Raw genomic sequence first — 19,460 nt, forward strand, 5'->3', positions numbered from 1 at the left:
TCAGCCCAGGTTCTTGACAATGTGAGGGCCCAGCAAGTTCGCCATCGGCAGCGGCAATCGCTGCCACATCTGGATGAACAGGCGGTACTTGGGATTGAGCGGGTTGTTCTCCGGCACCGCCGACGCCTTGATCAGCTTGACCTCGTAGTCCAGCGGCTCGGGCTCGAAGCCCCAGTTCTTCTTGAAGTCGAAGGCGCCGGTGCCCAGCTTGCTACGGCCGAAATCGAACAGCCGCATGCCCCGCGCGGCCGACGCCTGCATCAAATTCCAGTACATAAAGTCGTTGCCGGCCAGCGCGCGGGCGTTGTCCAATCCGCCGCCGTAGTACGGCAGCACCTGGTCGCGGAAGAAGAAGCTGAGCACGCCGGCCACCAGTTGGCCTTCATGGGTGATGACCCGCACCTCGCAATCGTCGCCGAAGGTTTCCTTGAGCAGCGCGAAATAGCGACGCGAAAACACTGGCGTGCCCAGACGGTGCACGCTGCGCGCGTAGGCGGCGTAAAAGCGTCCGACATCCTGGTCGACCTCGCCTTTCAGGCCGAATTTGATGCCCTTCCTGACCATCGCGCGCTGCTTGCGAGGAATGGCGTTCATATTTTGCTCGTCGTCGGCGACGATGGCTTTGCGGAACGTCACATACAGGGGCTTGGCGATCCAGCCCGGATCGCCCGGATGGCTGCGCGCGATGTTGCGGTACTCGAGGTGGCCCACGCCCAGCTCCCGCGCCAGCGCCTGCGCGGCCTGGTCGAGCATGGCGCGCGCCTCGTCGGAGCTGGCGGCAATGCCGCCGTAGACGCAAAACGGCAACGCGCCCAGCCAGTGGCCGAACACGCGGCTACGCACCTCGCCCAGCGGCAAGATGCCTTCGATGACGCCGGCACGCTCAACATAGTAAAACCAGGTGCGGTGGCCGAACGCCTGGCGCAGCACCCGTTGCCATCCGGCGCGGTGGAAGAACGTCGCCGCCGGACATTGATCGACGTAGGCATCCCAGCGCCGGCTGTCTTGCTCCTCCATCAGGCGCAGGCGCAATTGGCCGGCCGCCGGTGCTTGCGCTCCGGCCAGGTGCGCGTGTTCGGCCAGCGCGCTCATGCCGCCCCCAGGAACAGCCGGTCCATGCGGTCCCAGGCGAAGTCGCGCGTCAAGGCGCGGATGCGGCCGTCCATGCGGTCGAGGTTGACGTAGTGGCGGAAACGCGTCTTCCACTCCAGACCCTGTTGGCGCGGCTGGCCGGGGTCGAGCTCCCACGGGTGGAAATAGAAGATAGCCGGTTGGCGGTCCTGCTGGTTCACCTGGCGCATCATCCAGCGCGACATCGCGTACGGCATCAGGCGGAAATAGCCGCCGCCGCCGGCCGGCAGGTTGCGCTTCATCAGGCGCACGGTTGTGATCGGTACTTCCAGCAGGCCCTGGTCGCCGTTCGGATAGAAGGCGAAGCGCGGCGCGTCCGGCATGCCGTAGTGGTCGTGAACAATTGGATAGATGCTGGAGCTGTAGCGGTAGCCGGCCTCTTGCAGCGCGTCCAACGCCCACAGGTTGGCCGGGCCGATGGAGAAGCTGGGCGCGCGGTAGCCGTGCACGGCCTGGCCACCGATGTCTTCCAGTATCGTTTTACTGGAACTGATGTCTTCCAGGAAGGCGGTGTGGCTCTGGTCCGACGCCCGCAGGTGGCCGTAGCCGTGGCTGGCCAGCTCGTGGCCGCCGTCGACGATGCGCCGCACCAGCTTGGGGTAGCGCTCGGCGATCCAGCCCAAGGTGAAGAACGTGGCGACGACGGCGCCGTCGTCCAGGATACCCAGGATGCGGTCGACGTTGGCCTCGACCCGGCATTCGCGGTCGGCCCAGCTGTCGCGGGCGATGTGCGGCGCGAACGCCGACACCTGGAAGTAATCCTCGACGTCGATCGTCATGGCGTTGCGCACCGGCTGGACGGTTTTCATTGCGTCGCCCCTTCGCGCTCGGTGAGCCAGCGCTGCATGATCTGGACGATGCGGCGCGCCGCCTGGCCGTCCCAGTAGCGCGGCACGCGGCCCGTCTTGCCGGCGCCGCTGAGCACCTTGTTGTACTCGGCCAGGATGCGGCCGGCATCCTGTCCGACGATGGTGTTGGTGCCCTGCTCGACCGTGATCGGCCGCTCGGTGTTGTTGCGCAGGGTCAGGCACGGGACGCCCAGCGCGGTGGTCTCCTCCTGCATGCCGCCGGAATCGGTCAGCACCACGCGGGCGCCGCGCATCAACCCCAGCATTTCGAGGTAGCCCATCGGCGGCAGCGGCAGCATGCCTGGCTGGTCGAGCAGGTCGCCCAGGCCGGCCCGCTCGATCATGGCGCGCGTGCGCGGGTGCAGCGGGAACATCACCGGCGTGCGGCGCGAGACGATCAGCGCCGTCTCCAGCAAGCTGCGCAGCACTTCCGGACGGTCGACGTTCGATGGCCGGTGCAGGGTCAGCACGGCGTAGCCGTCTTCGCCGTCGGCGAAGCCGGGGCGTCCGGCCATCGCGGCGATGTTGGCGGCCGGCAGCGCGCGCGGCAGGTTGGCGACCAGCGTGTCGATCATGACGTTGCCGGTGAAATGGATGCGCTGTTCCTCGATGCCCTCGCGCAGCAGGTTGTCGCGTCCGCTCGATTCGGTGGTGAACAGCAGGTCGGACAGCTGGTCGGTCAGGATGCGGTTGATCTCTTCCGGCATGGCGCGGTCGCCGCTGCGCAGGCCCGCCTCCACATGGAACACCGGAATGCCGCGCTTGTTGGCCACCAGCGCGCAGGCCAAGGTCGAATTGACGTCACCCACCACCAGCACGCCGTCCGGCGCCACCTCGTCCATGGCCGGCTCGAACTTGCGCATCACCTCGGCGGTCTGCAGGGCGTGGCTGCCCGAGCCGACCTCCAGGTTGATGTCCGGGTCGCGGATGCCCAGCGCCGAGAAGATCTGGTGGTTCATGGCGACGTCGTAGTGCTGGCCGGTGTGCAGCAGGCGCGCCTCAAATCCGGCCGTCGGCTCTTCCAGCGCGGTCATGATGGGCGCCATCTTCATGAAGTTGGGGCGGGCGCCGACCACGCAAAGGATGCGGAATTTACGCGCGGGCGTCTCTACGTCGGAGTGGATCATTCGATGTTGTCCATCTGTGGCAGGTTGGCAGGAGTGGCGACGAGTTTTCTGAGCACGTGCAGCAGCGACACCATCGAGCGTTCGACGCGCACCAGGCGTTCGTCTATGGTTCCCTGGGACACCATGCCGCCGCTGGGCGGCCACTCGCCCGGAGGCTCCATGGCCGGCATCGAGTCAGGTCCGTCCGGCACGGCCGTCTCGTCGCGGATGTCGCGCAGCACCGTGGCCACTTCGGCCTCGGTGAAGGTGTCGAGCTCCTCGAGGAAACCCATCAGCAGCAGGCGGTCGCAGACGTGGTTGGTGGTGCGCGGGATACCGCCGGCGTAGGCGTGAATGGCCGCGTGGGCGCCGTCCGTGAAGCACGGATTGCCGCGCCAGCCGACCGTTTGCAGCCGGTGCACGATGTAGGCGCGCGTTTCGTCGCCGTTCATCGGCCCCAGGTGGTAGGTGGCGATGACGCGCTGGCGCAGCTGGCGCAGTTCCGGGCTGTTGAGCGTGGTGCGGAACTCCGGCTGTCCCAGCAGGAAGGTTTGCAGCAGCGAGCGCTCGTCGGACTGGAAGTTCGACAGCATGCGCAACTCCTCGACGGTGCGTGCGGTGAGGTTTTGCGCCTCGTCGACGACCAGCAGCGCGCGCTTGCCCTGCTTGTCGCAGTTGCGCAGGAACTGTTCCAGCCGCACCAGCAGCATGCTCTTGCTGCCCTCCTCGGCCGGCAGGCCGAACGCGGCCAGCACCATGCGCAAGGTGTCCTCGGTGTTCAGGTAGGTGTTGGTAATCTGCGCGGCGACGATCTCGTTGGCCGGCAGGCCGTTGAACATATTGCGCATCAAGGTGGTCTTGCCGGCGCCGACCTCGCCCGTGATGACAATGAAGCCCTCGCGCTGCGACAGGCCGTATTCGAGATAGGCCATGGCGCGCTTGTGGCCCTGGCTGCCGAAAAAGAAGTGGGGGTCGGGGCGCAGCTGGAACGGCTTGGCGCTGAGCCCATAATAGTTCTCATACATCGCGGGCCTGGCTCCTCAGAAGCGTTGGTTGAGATGAAACACGATGGCGTTCTCGCGGTAGCCACCACGGGCGCCGGCCACGCTGCCGGTCTGGCGGCGCAGTTCGAGGTCGCCGGTCAGCTGGCGGCCGAGCTGGCGCGTGAGCGCCACACGGAAGGCGCGGTTGATGCTGCTGGCCTGCTGGACCAGCGAGTCGGCCTTGTTGAAGCTGGCCGACAGGTTGACCGAGCTACGCGGCGAGAGCCGGTAGTTGAAGGTGGCGCTGCCGCCCTGCTGGTGGCTGTTGTCGTTGAGGCTGCCGAAGCTGCTGCCCAGCAAGGCGCTGTCCGACTGCACCGACGACAGCGCGTTGCGGCGCTCGTCCGTCAGGCTCAGCACCAGCACGCTGTGCGCCAGGGTCCAGGCCAGCGAGACCTGGAACTGCTTTTGCAGGATGTAGCGGTTGCTCAGATAGTTGACGCTGTCGGTCAGGGCCAGCGGCAGTCCGTTGGCGCGGATGAAGGCGTCGACCGCCTGGCGCCGCCGCGCCGGATCGGCGATGGCGCCGGCGTACATGCGGTCGAGCAGTTCAAAGGTCGAGACCGACGCCGGCAGCAGGAACTGGTCGCGCGAGGTGGTGACGTCGGTCGTATAGCGCACGCTCCAGGCCGTGGCGCGGGTGCGGTGCACGGCGTCGAGGTGGTAGCTGTCGCCGAAAAAGCGCTTACCGAAGCTGGCGCTGACGCTGGTGCGGCTCGACGGCGTCCAGCCGAAGCCGAGCGACCACGACTTGCCGGTCGGCGAATCGCCCACCTGCGATTCATATTTATACTGGTCGCGGCCGATGCTGGCCGTCAGGCGCAGCGGCGCGGCGATCAGGTAGGAGCCGTTCAACCCAAGGTCGCCGCTGATGGTGGTCGGGCCGGTGCCGTTCTCCACCCGCTGGCGGTAGTATTGCAGCCCCCAGCCGGCGCGCGGGCCGACGGTGCCGCCGAGCGAGGCTTGCACGCTGTCGGCGCTGCTGTGGTTGAAGCCGGCGGTGTCGGCGCTGACCACGTCGTGCGTGTAGCGCAGGTCGCCCGTCATCAGGCGGCCGAAGCTGTGCGTCAGGTAGGGACTGACGCTGTAGCTTTTGACGTTGGTGCGGTTTTCGGTCAGGTAGCCGTCGGCGCCGTCCTGGGCCACCGGCGCGCCGAAGGCCGACACCGCCTGCTGGCGGTAGGCCCCGGCGGCGTCCAGAAACAACAGGCCGGCGACGGCTTCGGCGTGCATCTTGCCGTTGAAGTTGTGCGACAGGCTCTGGTTGGCCGCCGGGTCGTCGCGCGAATAGGCGTACAGGCGCGCCTCGTAGGCGGCCAGCAATTGCAGGCGTGGGCTGTCGTCGCGTACGGTGATGCCCGGCGTCAGTTCGCTGATCCACAGGCTGCGGGCCTGGTCCGGCGGTGCCAGGCTGACGTTGTCGGTGTAGGTTTGCTGGAACTGCGCGGACGGTTCGACCTTCAGTTCGGCCCGGCAGGCGGGCGAAAACAACAACGCCACAGCCGCCGCCGTGACGGTCGGCACGGGCAGCCGCATGGCCAACCCCACGGCGACCCGCCCGTGGCGACGCTCAGGACTGGCCATTATGATAAGTATAGTTATATTGGTAGTCATACGCCGCAGTCCCGGGGAACTCGCGGGTCTTGTTGTATACCAGGTTGACGTTGTGCAGGCCCTCCAGCTGGCGCAGCGATTCCTGCACCGCGTGCTGGCTGGTCTTCTCGGCCTCGACCACCACCACGATCTGCCCCATGTGCGCGGCCAGCACGTGCGCCTCGGTGGTCAGCAACAGCGGCGGCGAATCGAAGATGATGATGCGGTCGGGATAGCGCCCGGCCATCTCCTGCAGCAGGTTGGCCATGGCCTGGCTGGCCAGCAGCTCGGTGGCGCGCGCGTTGGCGGCGCCGGCCGGCAGCAGGGTCAGGCCGTCGATATTGGTGTGCAGCAGCAGTTCGGACATGTCGGCGCGCTCGTCGAGCAGCAGCTCCATCAGGCCGCGCTGGCCGGGCAGGCCCAGGGTGCGCAGCACCGACGGCCGGGCGACGTCGGCGTCGACCAGCAGCACCGTGTGGTCCAGCTCCATGGCGATGCTCATGGCCAGGTTGATGGCGCAGAAGGTCTTGCCCTCGCCCGGCAGAGAGCTGGTGATCATGATCAGGTTGGCCGGCTTGTCGCTGCGGTGCTTGGGCGAGAAGGCGCGCGTGATCAGCGGGCGTTTGATGACCCGGACCTCCTCCATCAGCGGCGTGCGGGTGCCAGCGGTGATGAAGCCCATGGCCTGCATGCGCACCGCGTCCAGTTCGATGTTCTTGCCGTTGCCCCGGTTGCGCAGCACGGCCGCCGGCGACGCCGACGGCGGCAGGCCACGGCTCGGCGAGTCCGATGGCGACGGCGATGGCGTCCCTACGTTGGCGGCCAGCGCGGCGGCGACGGCTTCGTCGGCGTGGATTTGAGCCTGACCTTGACCCATACCCTGCGCCTGACCCTGCGCCGGCCCCTGGCGCGCCGCCGCGTCCTGGTGCATGCGGCTGGTGGCTCGTTCGATTATGCTCACGGAGAACTCCTGGTTTCACTGATGAAGCTGGCTGACTGGGCTGGGTGGTGCCGTTGGACGCCCGTCAGGCCGTTGGTTGTAATGTGACTAGCGCTGCATCCACAACACCGATGCCATGACGCCGCCATAGCCGCCGAAGAACAGCGACACCGCCAGCCCGAACGCGTACAGGCGGCGTCGCCGCTTGAGGCGCTGGGTGTCGGTCCAGTTCATCGAAATGCTTCCAAGGATGGGAATGCCGGTGGTCTCGCGCAGCGAGCGCTGGCTGATGAAGGTCGGCCGTATCTGGCTCAGCAACAGCGCCGAGCCCAGGCCGGCCAGCAGCGCGCCGGCGAACACGATCGAGCACAGCCGCGCGCGGTTGGGGCCGACCGGCATTACCGGCGCGCTCGGCGGATCGATGACGCGGATGGTCATCATGTCCGACGCCGAGCTCAGGTCCCCCGACAGCCGGGCCGATTCGCGCCGTTCGACCAGCTTGGCGTAGTTTTCCTTGTTGATGGCGTAGTCGCGGTTCAGTTGCGACAGCTCGGCCTCGACCTCCGGCGCGGCCGTGCTCATGGCGCGCAGCGCCGCCACCCGGCTGCTGTATTCGCGCACGCGGGTCTGCAGCGCGGCCAGGCGCGCCTCCTCGACCGACAGCGCGACGTTCATCTGCTGCACCATCGGGCTGAAATTGGCGCCGTTGGTGCGCACCTTCTTCGACGCCTCCTCGCGCTTGCGGGCCTTCAACTGGTCGATCAGGCGCTTGGTGCCGGCGATGTCGGGATGCTCGTCGGTGTATTGCATGCGCAACTGGTCGAGGTTTTTCTCGAGCGCCTGGATGCGGCCGTCGAGCTCGGGATTGGCGTCCTCGCTCGGCGTCGCGCCCAGCACCGGCGCCGGTTCCTCGCCGACGATCTGGCGCTTGATGGCGTTGCGCGACTGCTCCACCTCGGCCGCCTCCAGGCGCGCCTGGTTGAGCAGCTCGGTGGTCTCGGCCAGCTTGCTGGCGTAGTCGCCGCCCTGGCGCGACATCAGCGCCATGTTGCGGATCTTGAAATCCTTGAGCGCGTTCTCGCCGGCGGCCAGCTTTTCCTCGTAGCTTTTGATCTGCTCGGCGATGAAGGAGATGGCCTTGTCCGAATCCTGCTTCTTGCCGCCGACGCTGCCCTCGACGAAGATCGTCAGCAGCGATTGCACCACGTCCTTGCCCAGCTTGGGATCGGGATTGGTGTAGGCGATGGTGTAGATGTCGTCGTTGCCGGTGCCGCTGATGCTGATCTGCGAAGTCAGCTCGTCGACCAGGCGTTCCTTGTCGTTGACGCTGCGCGTCTTGATGTCCAGATCGACCATGCGGATGACGCGTTCGACGTTCGGCCGGCTGATCAGCGTGCGGCGCATGAACATGACCTGCTCCTCGATGTTGGGCATGGTGGTCATGCCTGCCATCAGGGGCTTGAGGATGCTTTGGGTGTCGACATAGACGCGGGCCGTCGATTGGTACTCGTCCGGCATGCGGTACACGACCGCCCAACCGATCAGGCCAACCACCCACGCGACCGCCACGGCATACCAGCGATACTTGCCGAGCGCTTTCAGAAACGTCAGCAGCAATGCACTCAATTCCGCCATCTCTTGCCTCGCCAAGTGCGCGCCAAGTCCTGTCTGGAAGGCCGGCGCGTCGATTATCAAAACAACATTTCTATGAATAATAGTACAACGGATCAGTTCGCTGTTATTATTTTTTACACAGTTGGCCACAACGTTGCAAGAAATGGACAAGCTGAAAGTCAGCGAAGATTTGTTGCAATAATTATCAGATGGTGTAGATTGCGGGCATGATCATAATCGCCACATTTTTAAGCAGCGCGCGCCGGACCGCCTCGCTCTACGCGTTGCTCGCGGGGGCAGCGCTTGCCGTCTCCCCGGGCGCGCGGGCGGCCGAGCTGAGGGAAACCGTGGCCGCCGTCAAGCGCTCGGTGGTGGCGATCGGCAGTTACCAGCCGACCCGCTCGCCGCCCATCGTCTACAGCGGCACCGGCTGGGTCACCGGCGACGGCCTGAGCGTGATCACCAACGCCCACGTGGTGCCGGAGGCGCCCGATCTGGCGCGCCAGGAAAGCTGGGGCGTGGTGGTGGCCGACGGCCAGAATGTCCGCTTCCGCGCGGCAACGTTGGCCGGACGCGACACCGAACACGATTTATTACACCTGCGCCTGTCGGGCACGCCGCTGCCGGCGCTCAAGCTGGCCGATTCCGACACCGCCGGCGAGGGCCAGGACTTGGCCTTCACCGGCTTCCCGCTGGGCATGGTGCTCGGTTTGCATCCCGCCACGCACCGCGCGGTGCTGGCGGCAATCACGCCGATGACGCGGCCGGCGGCGACCTCGCGCCAGCTCGACGCGCGCGCCGTCAAGCAGCTCGGACGACCGCCGGTGACGGTGTTCCAGCTCGACGCCATCGCCTATCCCGGCAACAGCGGCAGCCCGCTGTACGACCCGGCGACAGGGGCCGTCTACGGGGTCCTGAACATGGTGTACGTCAAGGGCAGCAAGGAGAACGCGATCAGCACGCCGAGCGGGATCGGCTACGCGGTGCCGTCGAACTACGTGCGCGATTTGCTGCGCGCACCGTCACAGTAAAGCAACAACAACGCCACAATAACTTTCTTGCCATGATCAAAAAGGCATGTCAAAATGAAAATATCGGCGTGACTTGCGCCGTGCCAGTTTTCTCCATCGCACTCCATTAAAGGACGACCGTGAACGCGCACTCTTCCCCCAATCTATACCGGCGCGCGCTGCGCTGCGTCCTGGCGTTGACCTGCGGCCTGGCCATCGCGGCATTGTCCGGCTGCGCGACGCAGCGGCCGCTGGCCGCGCCCGTCGAGTCCTCGCCGGAGATCGATTACCTGATCGGGCCGGGCGACAGTATCAGCATCAATGTCTGGCGCAATCCGGAGGTGTCGCAGACGGTGCCGGTGCGCCCCGACGGCAAGATCACGGCGCCGCTGGTGGAAGACCTGCCAGCCAGCGGCAAGACCCCGAGCCAGCTGGCGCGCGACATCGAAAAGGCGCTGGCGCGCTACATCCAGCAACCGGCCGTGAGCGTTGTCGTCAACGGCTTCGTCGGCACCTACGACCAGCAAATCCGCGTGATCGGCCAGGCCGCCAAGCCGCAGTCGCTGCCGTACCGGCGCGACATGTCGCTGATGGACGTGCTGATCGCCGTCGGCGGCGTCACCGAGTTCGCGGCGGGCAACCGCGCCAGCATCGTGCGCAAGATCGACGGCAAGCAGGAGAAGCTGCCGGTGCGCCTGAGCGACTTGATCAAGGACGGCGACATCTCGGCCAACGTGCGGATGTGGCCGGGCGACATCCTGATCATCCCCGAGAGTTTCTTCTAAGATAGTGTCGAGATTCTTTACAGTCGCCGGCCCCGCGCGGGGCGCGCTGGCAGCGATAACATAAAACCGATCATAAGTCCTTGATTTTAATTGAAGTCCAGTCAGGATTCAGTGTCGGGAATGAAACTTGCATTAGATTGTGCAGACAAGTAAAACACAGGGGATGGCAGACGTGGCTAAGCAAACGCATCAAGATAATCCAGGCGATGCGCCGGTGCCGGTGCAGGTGGTAGTGGACGCCAACGCCCCGTCACGGCCATCGCGCCGACGCCTGGCCGGGGCCGGCATCGCCAGCGGCGTCATCCTGACACTGAAAAGTCCGTCCGCCATGGGCACGACGATGTGCAAGGCGCCGTCGGGCGCGATGTCGGGTGGCCTGAGCAGCCAGAAGCCGACGACGACGCTGGTGTGCAAGGGCCGCCTGCCTTCGTGGTGGGCCATGCAGACCTGTCCGTTGCCGCCGACCTGCGCCGCCTTCGGCCACGTGTTCACCTGCGGCTCGCGCACCACGGCCTACGCCAGCGTGCCGATCCTCAAGATCCTGAAGGCCCAGACCTATGACCGCGACCGGGTGGGCATGTACCTGATGGCGGCCTACTTCAACGCCTACACGGGCAAGACCTCGTTCCTGAAAGTGCCGGCGGTGATCGCCATCTGGAACGAGTGGCAAAGTTCCGGCGCCAACCTCGGCGGCACCTACACGCCGATCGCCGGGGGCCGCAAATGGGGCTCGCGCGAAATCGTCGCCTACCTCGCCAGCACGATGACATGAGCACGGCCATTTCCTGGCGCCTGACGCCGGGCCAGCAACTGCGGCGGCGGCAGTGGGACGGGGAATGCGTGCTGTACAACGACCTCTCCGGCGACACCCACCTGCTCGGCGCCGACGCGCTGGAGCTGCTGCTGGCGCTGCTGGCCGGACCGGCCGACGCCGACGCCCTGGCGCGCAGGCTGCTGGCGGCCGGACTGGACGCGGACGAGCCGGCCGAAGTGGACGCCCTGCTGGCGGACCTGGAAGGCCTGGCCCTGGTCGAGGCGGTATGCTGACTGTGGCGCAGCTGCCGGCCGGCCAACTGGCCGCGCGGCTGGCCGGCACCGGCCTGTACCTGCAAACCGGCGCCTTCGTCACCCGCCTGCAAAGCACGATACCTGGCGTGGTGCACGGCGTGGGGCTGATGTACGCCGACTATCCGCTCGGCCCCGACAACGGCTACGCCGATTTCCACCTGCGCATGGTGCGTCCGCTCAACTGGCGGCGCTGGCTGCGCCCGCAGGTGCAGTTGCTGGCCGACGGGCTGGCCCCGTTCAAGCCGCTGCCGCTGGCCCAGGCCTATCCGATGTTCGAATGGGGGCTGAACTGGTGCATCTCCAGCCGCGCCCACAGCTACCTGATGTTGCACGCGGCGGTGGTGGAAAAGAACGGCCGCGCGGCTATCCTCCCGGCGCCGCCCGGCTCCGGAAAAAGCACCTTGTGCGCGGCACTGGTCCACCACGGCTGGCGCCTGCTGTCCGACGAACTGACCATGGTCCGGCTGGAGGACGGCCTGATCGTGCCGATGCCCCGTCCGATCAGCCTGAAGAACGGCTCGATCGACTTGATGCGCGCGGCGCTGCCGGCCGCCCTGTTCTCGCCGCCCGTGCACGACACCAACAAGGGCACCGTGGCCCACCTGCGGGCGCCGGCCGACAGCGTCGGCCGCCTGGCCGAGCCGGCGCGGCCGGCCTGGATCATCTTCCCCCGTTACGAAGCCGGCGCGGCGGCCGAGCTGTTACCGGTCGCCAAGGGGCGCGCCCATCTGCGCGCCGCCGAGAACGCTTTCAATTACAGCGTGCTGGGCGCGCGCGGTTTCGACGCCATGGCCGAGCTGATCGAACAATCGGACTGCTACGACTTTTGCTACAGCAGCCTGGCCGACGGCATCGCCACCTTCGAGCGCGTGGCGGCGGCGCCATGACGCCGCTGCTGATCGAGGTGCTGCGCAGGCCGGCGGCGCTGGCCGCGTTCACGCCCGCCCAGTGCGACCTGGTGCTGCGCCAGGCCGAGCGCGCGCAACTGCTGGCCAGCCTGCACGCACGGGCGCGCGACGCCGGCGTGCTGGAGCGCTTGCCGGCGCCGGCGCGGCGGCAACTGGAATGGGCCCGCCAGCAGGGCGAGCGCCACCTGCAGGCGGTGCGCTGGGAGGTGCGGCAGATCCGGCAGGCGATGGCGGGACTGGGCGTGCCCCTGATCCTGCTCAAGGGCGGCGCCTACGCGATGGCCGGGCTGGCCGCCGCCGAGGGCAGGATTTTTTCCGACATCGACATTCTGGTGCCGCGCGCGGCGCTGGCCGACGTCGAGTCGGCGCTGATGCTGCACGGCTGGGCCGGCGTCGGCCACGACGACTACGACCAGCATTACTACCGGCGCTGGATGCACGAGCTGCCGCCGATGCGCCACGTCTGGCGCGAGACGGTGATCGACGTCCACCACGCAATACTGCCGAGCACGGCCGCCGCGCATCCCGACGCCATGCTGCTGCGCGCGGCCGCCGAGCCGGTGCCGGGCTATCCCGCCAGCGGCAGCCTGCCGCCGCTGTACACGCTCGGGCCGGTGGACATGATCCTGCACAGCGCCACCCACCTGCTCTACGAAAGCGAGTTCGACCACGGCTTGCGCAACCTGGTCGATATCGACCGGTTGCTGCACGAGTTTTCGTCGCTGCCGGGATTCTGGGTGCGGTTGACGGACCGGGCAGCGATGCTGCAACTGCAACGGCCGCTGTTTTACGCGCTGCGCCACGCCGCGCGGCTGCTGCACACGCCGGTGCCGGCGGCTGTGCTGGAGGGGAACGAGGCGGCGCGGCCGGGGCCGGTGGTGCTGGCGCTGATGGACGCGCTGCTGGACCGGGCGTTGCTCCCGCAGCACGCCAGCTGCGACGGGCCGCTGAGCAAGCTGGCGCGCCAGATGCTTTACCTGCGCGGCAACTGGCTGCGCATGCCGCCCTGGCTGCTGGCGCGCCACCTGTTCCACAAGGCGCTGCTGACGCCGCTTCAGGCGACGCGTACGCGGGATGTTTGACGGTTGTATTCAAATTGTTGAGCCGTCGACGGCGCATGCATGGCGGATTACGCTGCGCTAATCCGCCCTACGTGTTTTAGACAACGTCGACGCCCCGGGACAGCACCATTCCGAGCAGACACGTACGGCGGATTAGGCGGAACGCCGTAATCCGCCAACGTGTTTTAGACAACGTCGACGCCACGGGACAGCACCACTCCGAGCAGACACGTAGGGCGGATTAGGCGGAACGCCGTAATCCGCCATCGCCGAGCCACCGCCAACGCGCCCGAGAGTCCGCCAATCACCCCTCCGCCAACGCCTTGCCATAAATCCGCTTGGCGATGGTGATCGCCAGCCATTGCAAGGGGTGGCTGCTGCCGCCGGGACGGTAGGTGTGGACCATTTTGTTACGGTAGGCGTCGAAGTGCAGGCCGTGCGGCGCGGCCAGCACCTCTCCCCTGCCCAACAACACCTTCAGCGCGACCGTGGCCGAGATGCCCGCGCACAGGTTGCACGCCATGATGGTCGACGGACCGCGCCGCTCCTTTAAATTCACCGCCGACGGCACCACCAGATACGCCCGGTGCAGGCCGGCCGGCGCCAGCCCGACCATGAAGCGGATCGCCTTGTCCAGCTCCGGCAAATCCCCCCACTGGAAGTACTGTTCGAAGGTGGTCTTGCCAGGCAGGAAAGTCAGGCTGGCCCCGCCCATGCCCAGCGGCGCACAGGTGGTCGCCGGAATACCCATCTCGGCACATTTGGCGAAGGTCTGCTGGCGCGCGTCGAACGCGAAGAAGTCCAGCCCGTCGACATAGAAATCCACGTCGCGCAGGAATTCCGGCAAGTTGGCGCTGGTGACGCCCTCGGGAAAGACGCGGATGTCGGCCTCGGGATTGATGTCGAGGATCATGCGGCGTATCACTTCCGACTTCGGCTGGCCGAGCGTGCTCATGGTCGCGCCCAGCTGGCGGTTGAAGTTGACGATGTCGTAGGTGTCGAAGTCGGCGATGACGAACTTGCCGAAGCCGAGCCGGGCGAAGGTGTTGGCGTAGAACGACCCGACCGCGCCCGCGCCGCCGATCGCCACCCGCTTGCCGCGCAGTATCGACTGTTCAGCCTCGGTGACCCAACCGATATTGCGCGAGAACGCCTTGTCGTAAAAGAATGCTTGATCCATGGCAGCTACCTTTCTAGTGATCCTGGACCACCGGAATCGTGGCCGTCTCCCCAACGCCATCGTTCCACTCAGGATATTCGGTGAGTCTTTAAATGGTGGGCTACTTCCCGCGTTCGCGCTGCAACGCGATGCCGACCGCCAATGGCAAGGCGTAGATGAAGGTCTGCGGATCGACCTTGCAATGCCGTCCCAGCAGCGACGGCGAGACTTCCTGCCGGTGCAGCACGCGGTGCAGCAGATCGGCGACAAAACTGCGGCGCAGGCGGCGCACGCTGGCCAGATTGGCCTGCCGCTGCGGCGCCGACAGGTCGAACAGGCGCGACAGCGCGCGTTGGAATTTCATTTCGTGGTGCAGCCGCAACAGCGACGTCTTGCTGCCCCAGCCCGAACCCGAAAAGATGTTCACGCCGGCGCCGTAGACGCACTCGCAGCGCGCCGAAAACGCGATGCGGCCGGTGCGCTGGCTCAGCTCGAGCCAGAACAGATAGTCTTCGCCGGCGTAGACGAACTCCTCGCGGAACCGCAGGGTCGCCAGCGGCGCGTGGCGGTACACCACGGTCGAGGTGCCGATGATGTTGCCGCTCAGGATCTGGTCGAACATGTCGCCCCGGTAGGCGTACAGCTCATCGGCGCCGGCCAGCGCCGGGTGTTGCGCCGGTTCGATGCGGCCGGCGCGGCGGAAGGCGCTGACCGTCTGGTTCAACTGGTAGTGGTCGGAGAAATAGAAATCGTTGCCCTGCCCCAGCGCCGCCAGCGCGCGCTGCAAATGCTCCGGTATCCATTCATCGTCGGAATCGAGGAAGGCAACGAAGTCGGTGCCGGCCGGCAGCGCGCGCAGTCCGGTGTTGCGGGCGGCGGCGGGACCGGCGTTGGGCCGTTCGATGATGACGATGCGCTCCGGCTCATCGGCCAGCAAGCCGGCCAGCTCGGCGCGCGCAGGCACCGGCGAGGCGTCGTCGACAATGATGATGGTGAGCCGGTGCTCGCCGCGCTGGCCCAGCGCCGACACGACCGCCTTGTGCAGGATGCCCTCCTGCCGCTGGTAGTACGGAATGATCACGGCGACCGTGGGCAAAGCGCCTGCGTCTTTGTCGACTGCGACGTTCATGTTTTTCTCCGTTGCGGGATGCGCAGCGCGGGCAGGAAGCGCCGCGCCGTCAGCCACAGGTCGCTCAACAAAGGCATCGGGTCGCGCCAGCTGTGGACGAAATAGCGGGTGCTCGGCCGGACGAAGTCGAACAGATAACCGGCGATCTCGGCCAGCGCTCCGGCCGGCGGCACATAGCCGTCGCTGGGCTTGCGGGTCAGCACGCGCCACAGGCGCTTGGTCTCCGGCGCCATGAATCGGGCGCGCAGCCCTGACACGTACGGCGCCTGCGCCACCGGCCGGTCCAGTCCAAGCAGCTGGTAGGCGTACCATGGAAACGCCGCGCCGGCCTGGCAGGCCAACGGCAGGCTGCCCCAGAAGCGACCGTTGATTTCCATCAGCGCGGCCCGCCCGGTGGCCGGGTCATAGCGGTATTCGACCATGGCCACGCCCTCCCAGTCCAACGCGCGCAACAGAGCGACCGATTGTTCCATCAACCCGGCGTGTTGATCCGGCGGCAGCGATTCGCACAGCGTGGAAATGCCACCTTCGGGCGGCCATTCGTGCACGCGGCGGTGCTGGAACAGGCAGTGCGCCTGGCCGTCGCGCATCAGCACGAACTGGCCGAGGCCGTAACCGGCGCAAAATTCCTGCACCATCGGATAAATGCCGACCGCCTCGTAGCGGCGCAGTCCGGCCAGCAGTTCGTCGGCGTCGGCGCAGTAGCGCAGCTTGTCGAGCGACAGGCCGGCCTTGCGCAGCGGCTGCATGGCGCCGTTAGGATCGGCCCACTTGAGGATGACCGGATAATGCAACCCCGGCGCGGCGGCGGCGGCCTCCTCCATCGACGCCGGGTGCAAGGTGCGCGGCACGTGGATACCCACCGAGGCGGCGGCAGCATAGGTCTGGTCCTTGTGCAGCACCCGCTCCATGCGCGCCGTGTCGGCGAACATCAAGCGGTAGCCATCCAGCTGTGCGCGCTCCAGGTTGAGCGCGGCGATGTCGGTTTCGGAGATCGCGAAAAGGCAGGCCGGGCCGATCTCCGAGGACAGCTGCCGCAATTGCTGCAGAAGACCGGCGGCCCCGCCGCCCGGACGTATCAAGCCCCGCGTGAGGTAGCGCGAACGCAGGCCGAGCCCGGACGCGCTGTGCGCGATGCCGATCACCGGTACGCCGCGCCGGCCCAGGTCGCGGATGATGGCCAGCCCGATCGGGGTATCGATGCCCAGCACCACCGCCGGTATCAAGGTCTCAGCCATGGGGTACTCCCGCCACCGGCGCCTCCGGCAGATGCCGGCCCGCCCGGTCGAAGATGCGCGCCAGCAGCTTGCGGATCGCATGCCGCCAGTGGTGGCGCTGCTGTTCGGTCAGGCTGCCCAGCACGCCGATGGTGGCGAAGGTGGCCAGCATCGTCGCCGCGTAGAACCATGGCTGGCCCGGGTCGCCGTCGATCAGCGCGGCGTAGAACTGCATCAGCGGCTGGTGCAAAATATAGGCGCTGAAGGTGTAGGCGGCCAGCGGGCGGATCGCCGGTTCGATCAGGCCCAGCGGCCGCGCCGCGATGTCCGCCAGCGCGCGCATGCCGGCGAAGTTGGCCAGCACGATCAGCGCCAGCAGGTAGTCGGTGATGAAGAACTTGGAGAAAGCCATCTGGTGGTGCAAGTCGGCGCCGACCAGCCGCAACAGCAGGTTCGAACCGGCATCGGTCATGCCGTAATGGTGGAACAGCCAGTAAGCCGGCCACGAGGCGGCAAACAGCAGCGCGCCCGGCAGTGGCTTGAGCGCGTGCAGCCATTGCCAGCGGAACAGCACCACGCCGGCCACCCACACCGGCGCCAGCAGCAGGATCTTGGGGCCGAGCAGCAGCATGACGGCGCCGGCCAGCAACACGCGGGTGCGGCCGGCCGTGAAGGTGACGATGGCGAACAGCACGTAATACCAGAACTCGTAGCACAGCGACCAGTACGGCACGTTGGAGAACGACATGATCGACACCAGCCACACCTCGTTGAGGAAGGTCAGGCTGGTCAGGATGCGCAGCCAGGCTAGGCCGTAGGTGGTGGTGCCTCCGGTGTAGAACTCTGGCGTCATGGCCTCGCCGGCCATGTCCAGCAGTGGCGTCAGCAGTACAACCGGCAGCGCCAGCGAGTAGAAGCGCGACAGCCGGCTGGACCAATAGGACAAGGGCGTGTTCTCGCGCTCGGAGGTGATGTAGGCGATCACATAGCCCGACAACACGAAGAAGACGATCACCGCCGCGTGGCCGTGGTTGCTGAATGGCAGCTTCTCGGTGGTGAGCAGGCGGAAATTGGAGTGGTAGACGATCACCGCCAGCGCGGCGAGAACCCGCACCAGATCGAGGTAAATGGAAAATCCCCGGTTCATGCGACGCTCCCGCTGCGGTTCGATGCGCCGGCGGCGCGCCGGATCGCCGCCGGTTCGTTGGCAATGGCCGGCGTCTCGGCGGGCTCGCGCCGCGTCAACTGCGGCACGGCGCGCTGAAGGCCGCGCACCGCCTGGCGCACCCTTGCGAAGCATTGGTCGAAGTAGGCGTCGCTCAATGTAAAGGGATCGTGCAGGTGCGGCATCGGTCCCGTGCACCACAGGCCCAGCAGCACCACCTCGACATCGGTGCGCGGTCCCAGCCGGCGTCGCAGTTCGCGCGCCTGGCGCACTTCCATGACCAGGAACAGGTCGCCCGGCTGGACGTCGAAGTCGGTCAGGTCGGTGGCGCGGTGGGCGCTCATGTCGTAGCCGTGGCGGCGCGCGGCGCGCAGCGCGCTGTCCGGCGATGCCGAGCCGGTGTGGGTCGACAGGCCGGCCGAGGCCACCGTCATGTCCAGCCGCGCCGCCACCTGCTCGGCGAAGGCGCTGCGGCAGATGTTGCCGAGGCAGATGAAGACGGCGCGGCGCACCTTGTGCGGATGGCGCAGGCGGAAGCCGGACAGGCGGCCACTGGCGAGCTCGATCCGGGCCAGCACCGCGCGCACGAGGCCGCGCCAGGTCCCGTGTCGGCGGTTGATGGCCTCGGCCAGCGGCGCGAAAGGAAGGCGCCAGTTCATGCCGCACCCGCGCTCTGGCGCGCCAATGCCCAATGGCCGTAGCGATCGTACAACACCTGGGTCGCCATGCGGCACACGCTTTGCCACGGCGCGCCGCTGAGCAGATGGTTTTCCGCTTGTTGCGGGGCCAATGGCAGGCTGGCGGCGGCGGCCAGGCCGCTGGCCTGATACAGGTCGCTGTTGGCCGCGAGATAGCCGCACAGGCGCTCCAGCCGTTCCTGGTTGACGCCGTGTCTGCGCAGGGTGCGGTAATCGGCGCCCCGGCTTTGCACGTATTCGAAGGGATGAGTCAGGATTACCACCAGCTCCATGCCTGCCCGGCGCGCCAGCTCCAGCAAGGTTCGCGTTTCCGCGAAGCTGGTGCCGGAGATTGACAGCGTCTTCAGGTGCGGACGGCGCAGGCGCCAGTCGCTGAAGGTCAGCACCGGGCATTCCAGCACGCCGTGGCGCAGATGGCGGCCGCCATACAAACGGTAGCGCGGATCGCCGCTGTCGTAGATCGCCAGCCCGATGTTGGAACTGTAAGGAATGCCGGCGGCGGCGATGGCACTATAAAGGCCGCTGTCATGCTGCAGGCTGGCGCTGCGAAACACCTGCGGTGGCGGCAGGCCCCATTCGCGGAAAGTTTCCTGGCCTTGGCGCAGCAGCTCCAAGGTCGAGGCCTCGTCGCGGCCGGCGAAATCGTCCTGGCGCGGCTCGCGCCGCACGCGCTCGGCCCAGTCGTCGTGCTGGAACACCGCCCAGCACGGATGGGCGTGCAGTTGCAGTTCGTGGCCGGCCGCGGCGATGCGCTGCGCCAGCGGCCGCATCGGATCGTCGCGGAAGTAGTGGCGTTGCAAGGTCTCGATGAAGAACGTCGCGGTGATGTCGTTGCGGGCGAAGCAGTCGAGCATGAAGTCGAGGCCCTGCGAGCGGCCGTCGACGTCGCAACGGACCATCTGCGCGCCGACCGGGCGCAGCGCCGGGTCGGCGAAGGCGCCGGCAATGCTGAATTCGGTATCGATGGTCAGGCAGACGCGCATGA

19 protein-coding genes are annotated in these 19,460 nt (G+C 67.0%); 6 read left to right on the forward strand and 13 right to left on the reverse strand.

All coding sequences use genetic code 11. From position 1 onward, the window contains the following. The 7 genes from NHH88_18660 to NHH88_18690 form a co-directional block, all read right to left on the reverse strand. Window positions 1–1,092, reverse strand: coding sequence for a FemAB family PEP-CTERM system-associated protein (locus NHH88_18660; protein USX11728.1), 1,092 nt, complete (start codon window positions 1,090–1,092; stop codon window positions 1–3). Then, a complete protein-coding gene (locus tag NHH88_18665) occupies window positions 1,089–1,940 on the reverse strand; it encodes a DUF3473 domain-containing protein (protein USX11729.1) in 852 nt (283 codons plus the stop codon). The genes NHH88_18660 and NHH88_18665 overlap by 4 nt, the downstream gene beginning before the upstream one ends. Continuing rightward, on the reverse strand, window positions 1,937–3,106 hold the full coding sequence (gene wecB / locus NHH88_18670; protein USX11730.1) for a UDP-N-acetylglucosamine 2-epimerase (non-hydrolyzing): 1,170 nt from the start codon (window positions 3,104–3,106) through the stop codon (window positions 1,937–1,939). The genes NHH88_18665 and wecB overlap by 4 nt, the downstream gene beginning before the upstream one ends. Continuing rightward, complete coding sequence (locus NHH88_18675; GenBank protein ID USX11731.1) at window positions 3,103–4,110, reverse strand: XrtA-associated ATPase; 1,008 nt, start codon at window positions 4,108–4,110, stop codon at window positions 3,103–3,105. Before NHH88_18675 ends, wecB begins: the two co-directional genes overlap by 4 nt. 15 nt (window positions 4,111–4,125) lie before the next feature. Continuing rightward, window positions 4,126–5,664 carry a TIGR03016 family PEP-CTERM system-associated outer membrane protein gene (locus tag NHH88_18680; GenBank protein USX11732.1) on the reverse strand — a complete coding sequence of 513 codons (1,539 nt, stop codon included), beginning with the start codon at window positions 5,662–5,664 and terminating at the stop codon, window positions 4,126–4,128. A 34-nt stretch (window positions 5,665–5,698) separates the two neighbouring features. After that, window positions 5,699–6,682 (reverse strand): XrtA-associated tyrosine autokinase, encoded by a 984-nt coding sequence (locus tag NHH88_18685; GenBank protein ID USX11733.1) that lies wholly within the window; start codon window positions 6,680–6,682, stop codon window positions 5,699–5,701. Between the two features lie 87 nt (window positions 6,683–6,769). Beyond that, window positions 6,770–8,296, reverse strand: coding sequence for a chain length-determining protein (locus NHH88_18690; GenBank protein USX11734.1), 1,527 nt, complete (start codon window positions 8,294–8,296; stop codon window positions 6,770–6,772). 206 nt (window positions 8,297–8,502) lie between these two features. Between NHH88_18690 and NHH88_18695 the strand changes: the two genes are divergently transcribed. The 6 genes from NHH88_18695 (at window position 8,503) to NHH88_18720 (ending at window position 13,128) form a co-directional block, all read left to right on the forward strand. After that, window positions 8,503–9,306: a serine protease gene (locus NHH88_18695; GenBank protein USX11735.1), complete on the forward strand. Its 804-nt coding sequence runs from the start codon at window positions 8,503–8,505 to the stop codon at window positions 9,304–9,306. 203 nt (window positions 9,307–9,509) lie between these two features. Further along, window positions 9,510–10,070, forward strand: a complete 561-nt coding sequence (locus NHH88_18700; GenBank protein USX17375.1) for a polysaccharide export protein — start codon at window positions 9,510–9,512, stop codon at window positions 10,068–10,070. A gap of 172 nt (window positions 10,071–10,242) precedes the next feature. Then, the gene (locus tag NHH88_18705; protein ID USX11736.1) at window positions 10,243–10,842 is read left to right on the forward strand and encodes a hypothetical protein; all 600 of its coding nucleotides are present in this window, start codon (window positions 10,243–10,245) and stop codon (window positions 10,840–10,842) included. Continuing rightward, window positions 10,839–11,117, forward strand: a complete 279-nt coding sequence (locus NHH88_18710; protein ID USX11737.1) for an HPr-rel-A system PqqD family peptide chaperone — start codon at window positions 10,839–10,841, stop codon at window positions 11,115–11,117. Before NHH88_18705 ends, NHH88_18710 begins: the two co-directional genes overlap by 4 nt. Next, complete coding sequence (locus NHH88_18715) at window positions 11,111–12,025, forward strand: HprK-related kinase A (protein ID USX11738.1); 915 nt, start codon at window positions 11,111–11,113, stop codon at window positions 12,023–12,025. The genes NHH88_18710 and NHH88_18715 overlap by 7 nt, the downstream gene beginning before the upstream one ends. After that, the gene (locus NHH88_18720) at window positions 12,022–13,128 is read left to right on the forward strand and encodes a nucleotidyltransferase family protein (protein ID USX11739.1); all 1,107 of its coding nucleotides are present in this window, start codon (window positions 12,022–12,024) and stop codon (window positions 13,126–13,128) included. Before NHH88_18715 ends, NHH88_18720 begins: the two co-directional genes overlap by 4 nt. 283 nt (window positions 13,129–13,411) lie before the next feature. Here the strand turns inward: NHH88_18720 and NHH88_18725 are convergent, their stop codons facing one another. From NHH88_18725 to NHH88_18750, 6 genes are all read right to left on the reverse strand, one after another. Beyond that, complete coding sequence (locus NHH88_18725) at window positions 13,412–14,287, reverse strand: ThiF family adenylyltransferase (protein ID USX11740.1); 876 nt, start codon at window positions 14,285–14,287, stop codon at window positions 13,412–13,414. Window positions 14,288–14,387: 100 nt separating this feature from the next. Continuing rightward, window positions 14,388–15,395 carry a glycosyltransferase gene (locus NHH88_18730; GenBank protein USX11741.1) on the reverse strand — a complete coding sequence of 336 codons (1,008 nt, stop codon included), beginning with the start codon at window positions 15,393–15,395 and terminating at the stop codon, window positions 14,388–14,390. Next, window positions 15,392–16,633, reverse strand: coding sequence for an ATP-grasp domain-containing protein (locus NHH88_18735; GenBank protein ID USX11742.1), 1,242 nt, complete (start codon window positions 16,631–16,633; stop codon window positions 15,392–15,394). Before NHH88_18735 ends, NHH88_18730 begins: the two co-directional genes overlap by 4 nt. After that, entirely contained in the window at window positions 16,626–17,759 is a 1,134-nt protein-coding gene (locus tag NHH88_18740; GenBank protein ID USX11743.1) for an acyltransferase, read from the reverse strand. The genes NHH88_18735 and NHH88_18740 overlap by 8 nt, the downstream gene beginning before the upstream one ends. Further along, window positions 17,756–18,436, reverse strand: a complete 681-nt coding sequence (locus NHH88_18745; protein ID USX11744.1) for a hypothetical protein — start codon at window positions 18,434–18,436, stop codon at window positions 17,756–17,758. The genes NHH88_18740 and NHH88_18745 overlap by 4 nt, the downstream gene beginning before the upstream one ends. Beyond that, a complete protein-coding gene (locus NHH88_18750; GenBank protein USX11745.1) occupies window positions 18,433–19,458 on the reverse strand; it encodes a polysaccharide deacetylase family protein in 1,026 nt (341 codons plus the stop codon). Before NHH88_18750 ends, NHH88_18745 begins: the two co-directional genes overlap by 4 nt. Window positions 19,459–19,460 lie beyond the last annotated feature (2 nt).

The sequence above is a fragment of the Oxalobacteraceae bacterium OTU3CAMAD1 genome, from assembly GCA_024123915.1.
In the GTDB taxonomy this organism is placed as follows: domain Bacteria; phylum Pseudomonadota; class Gammaproteobacteria; order Burkholderiales; family Burkholderiaceae_D; genus Rugamonas.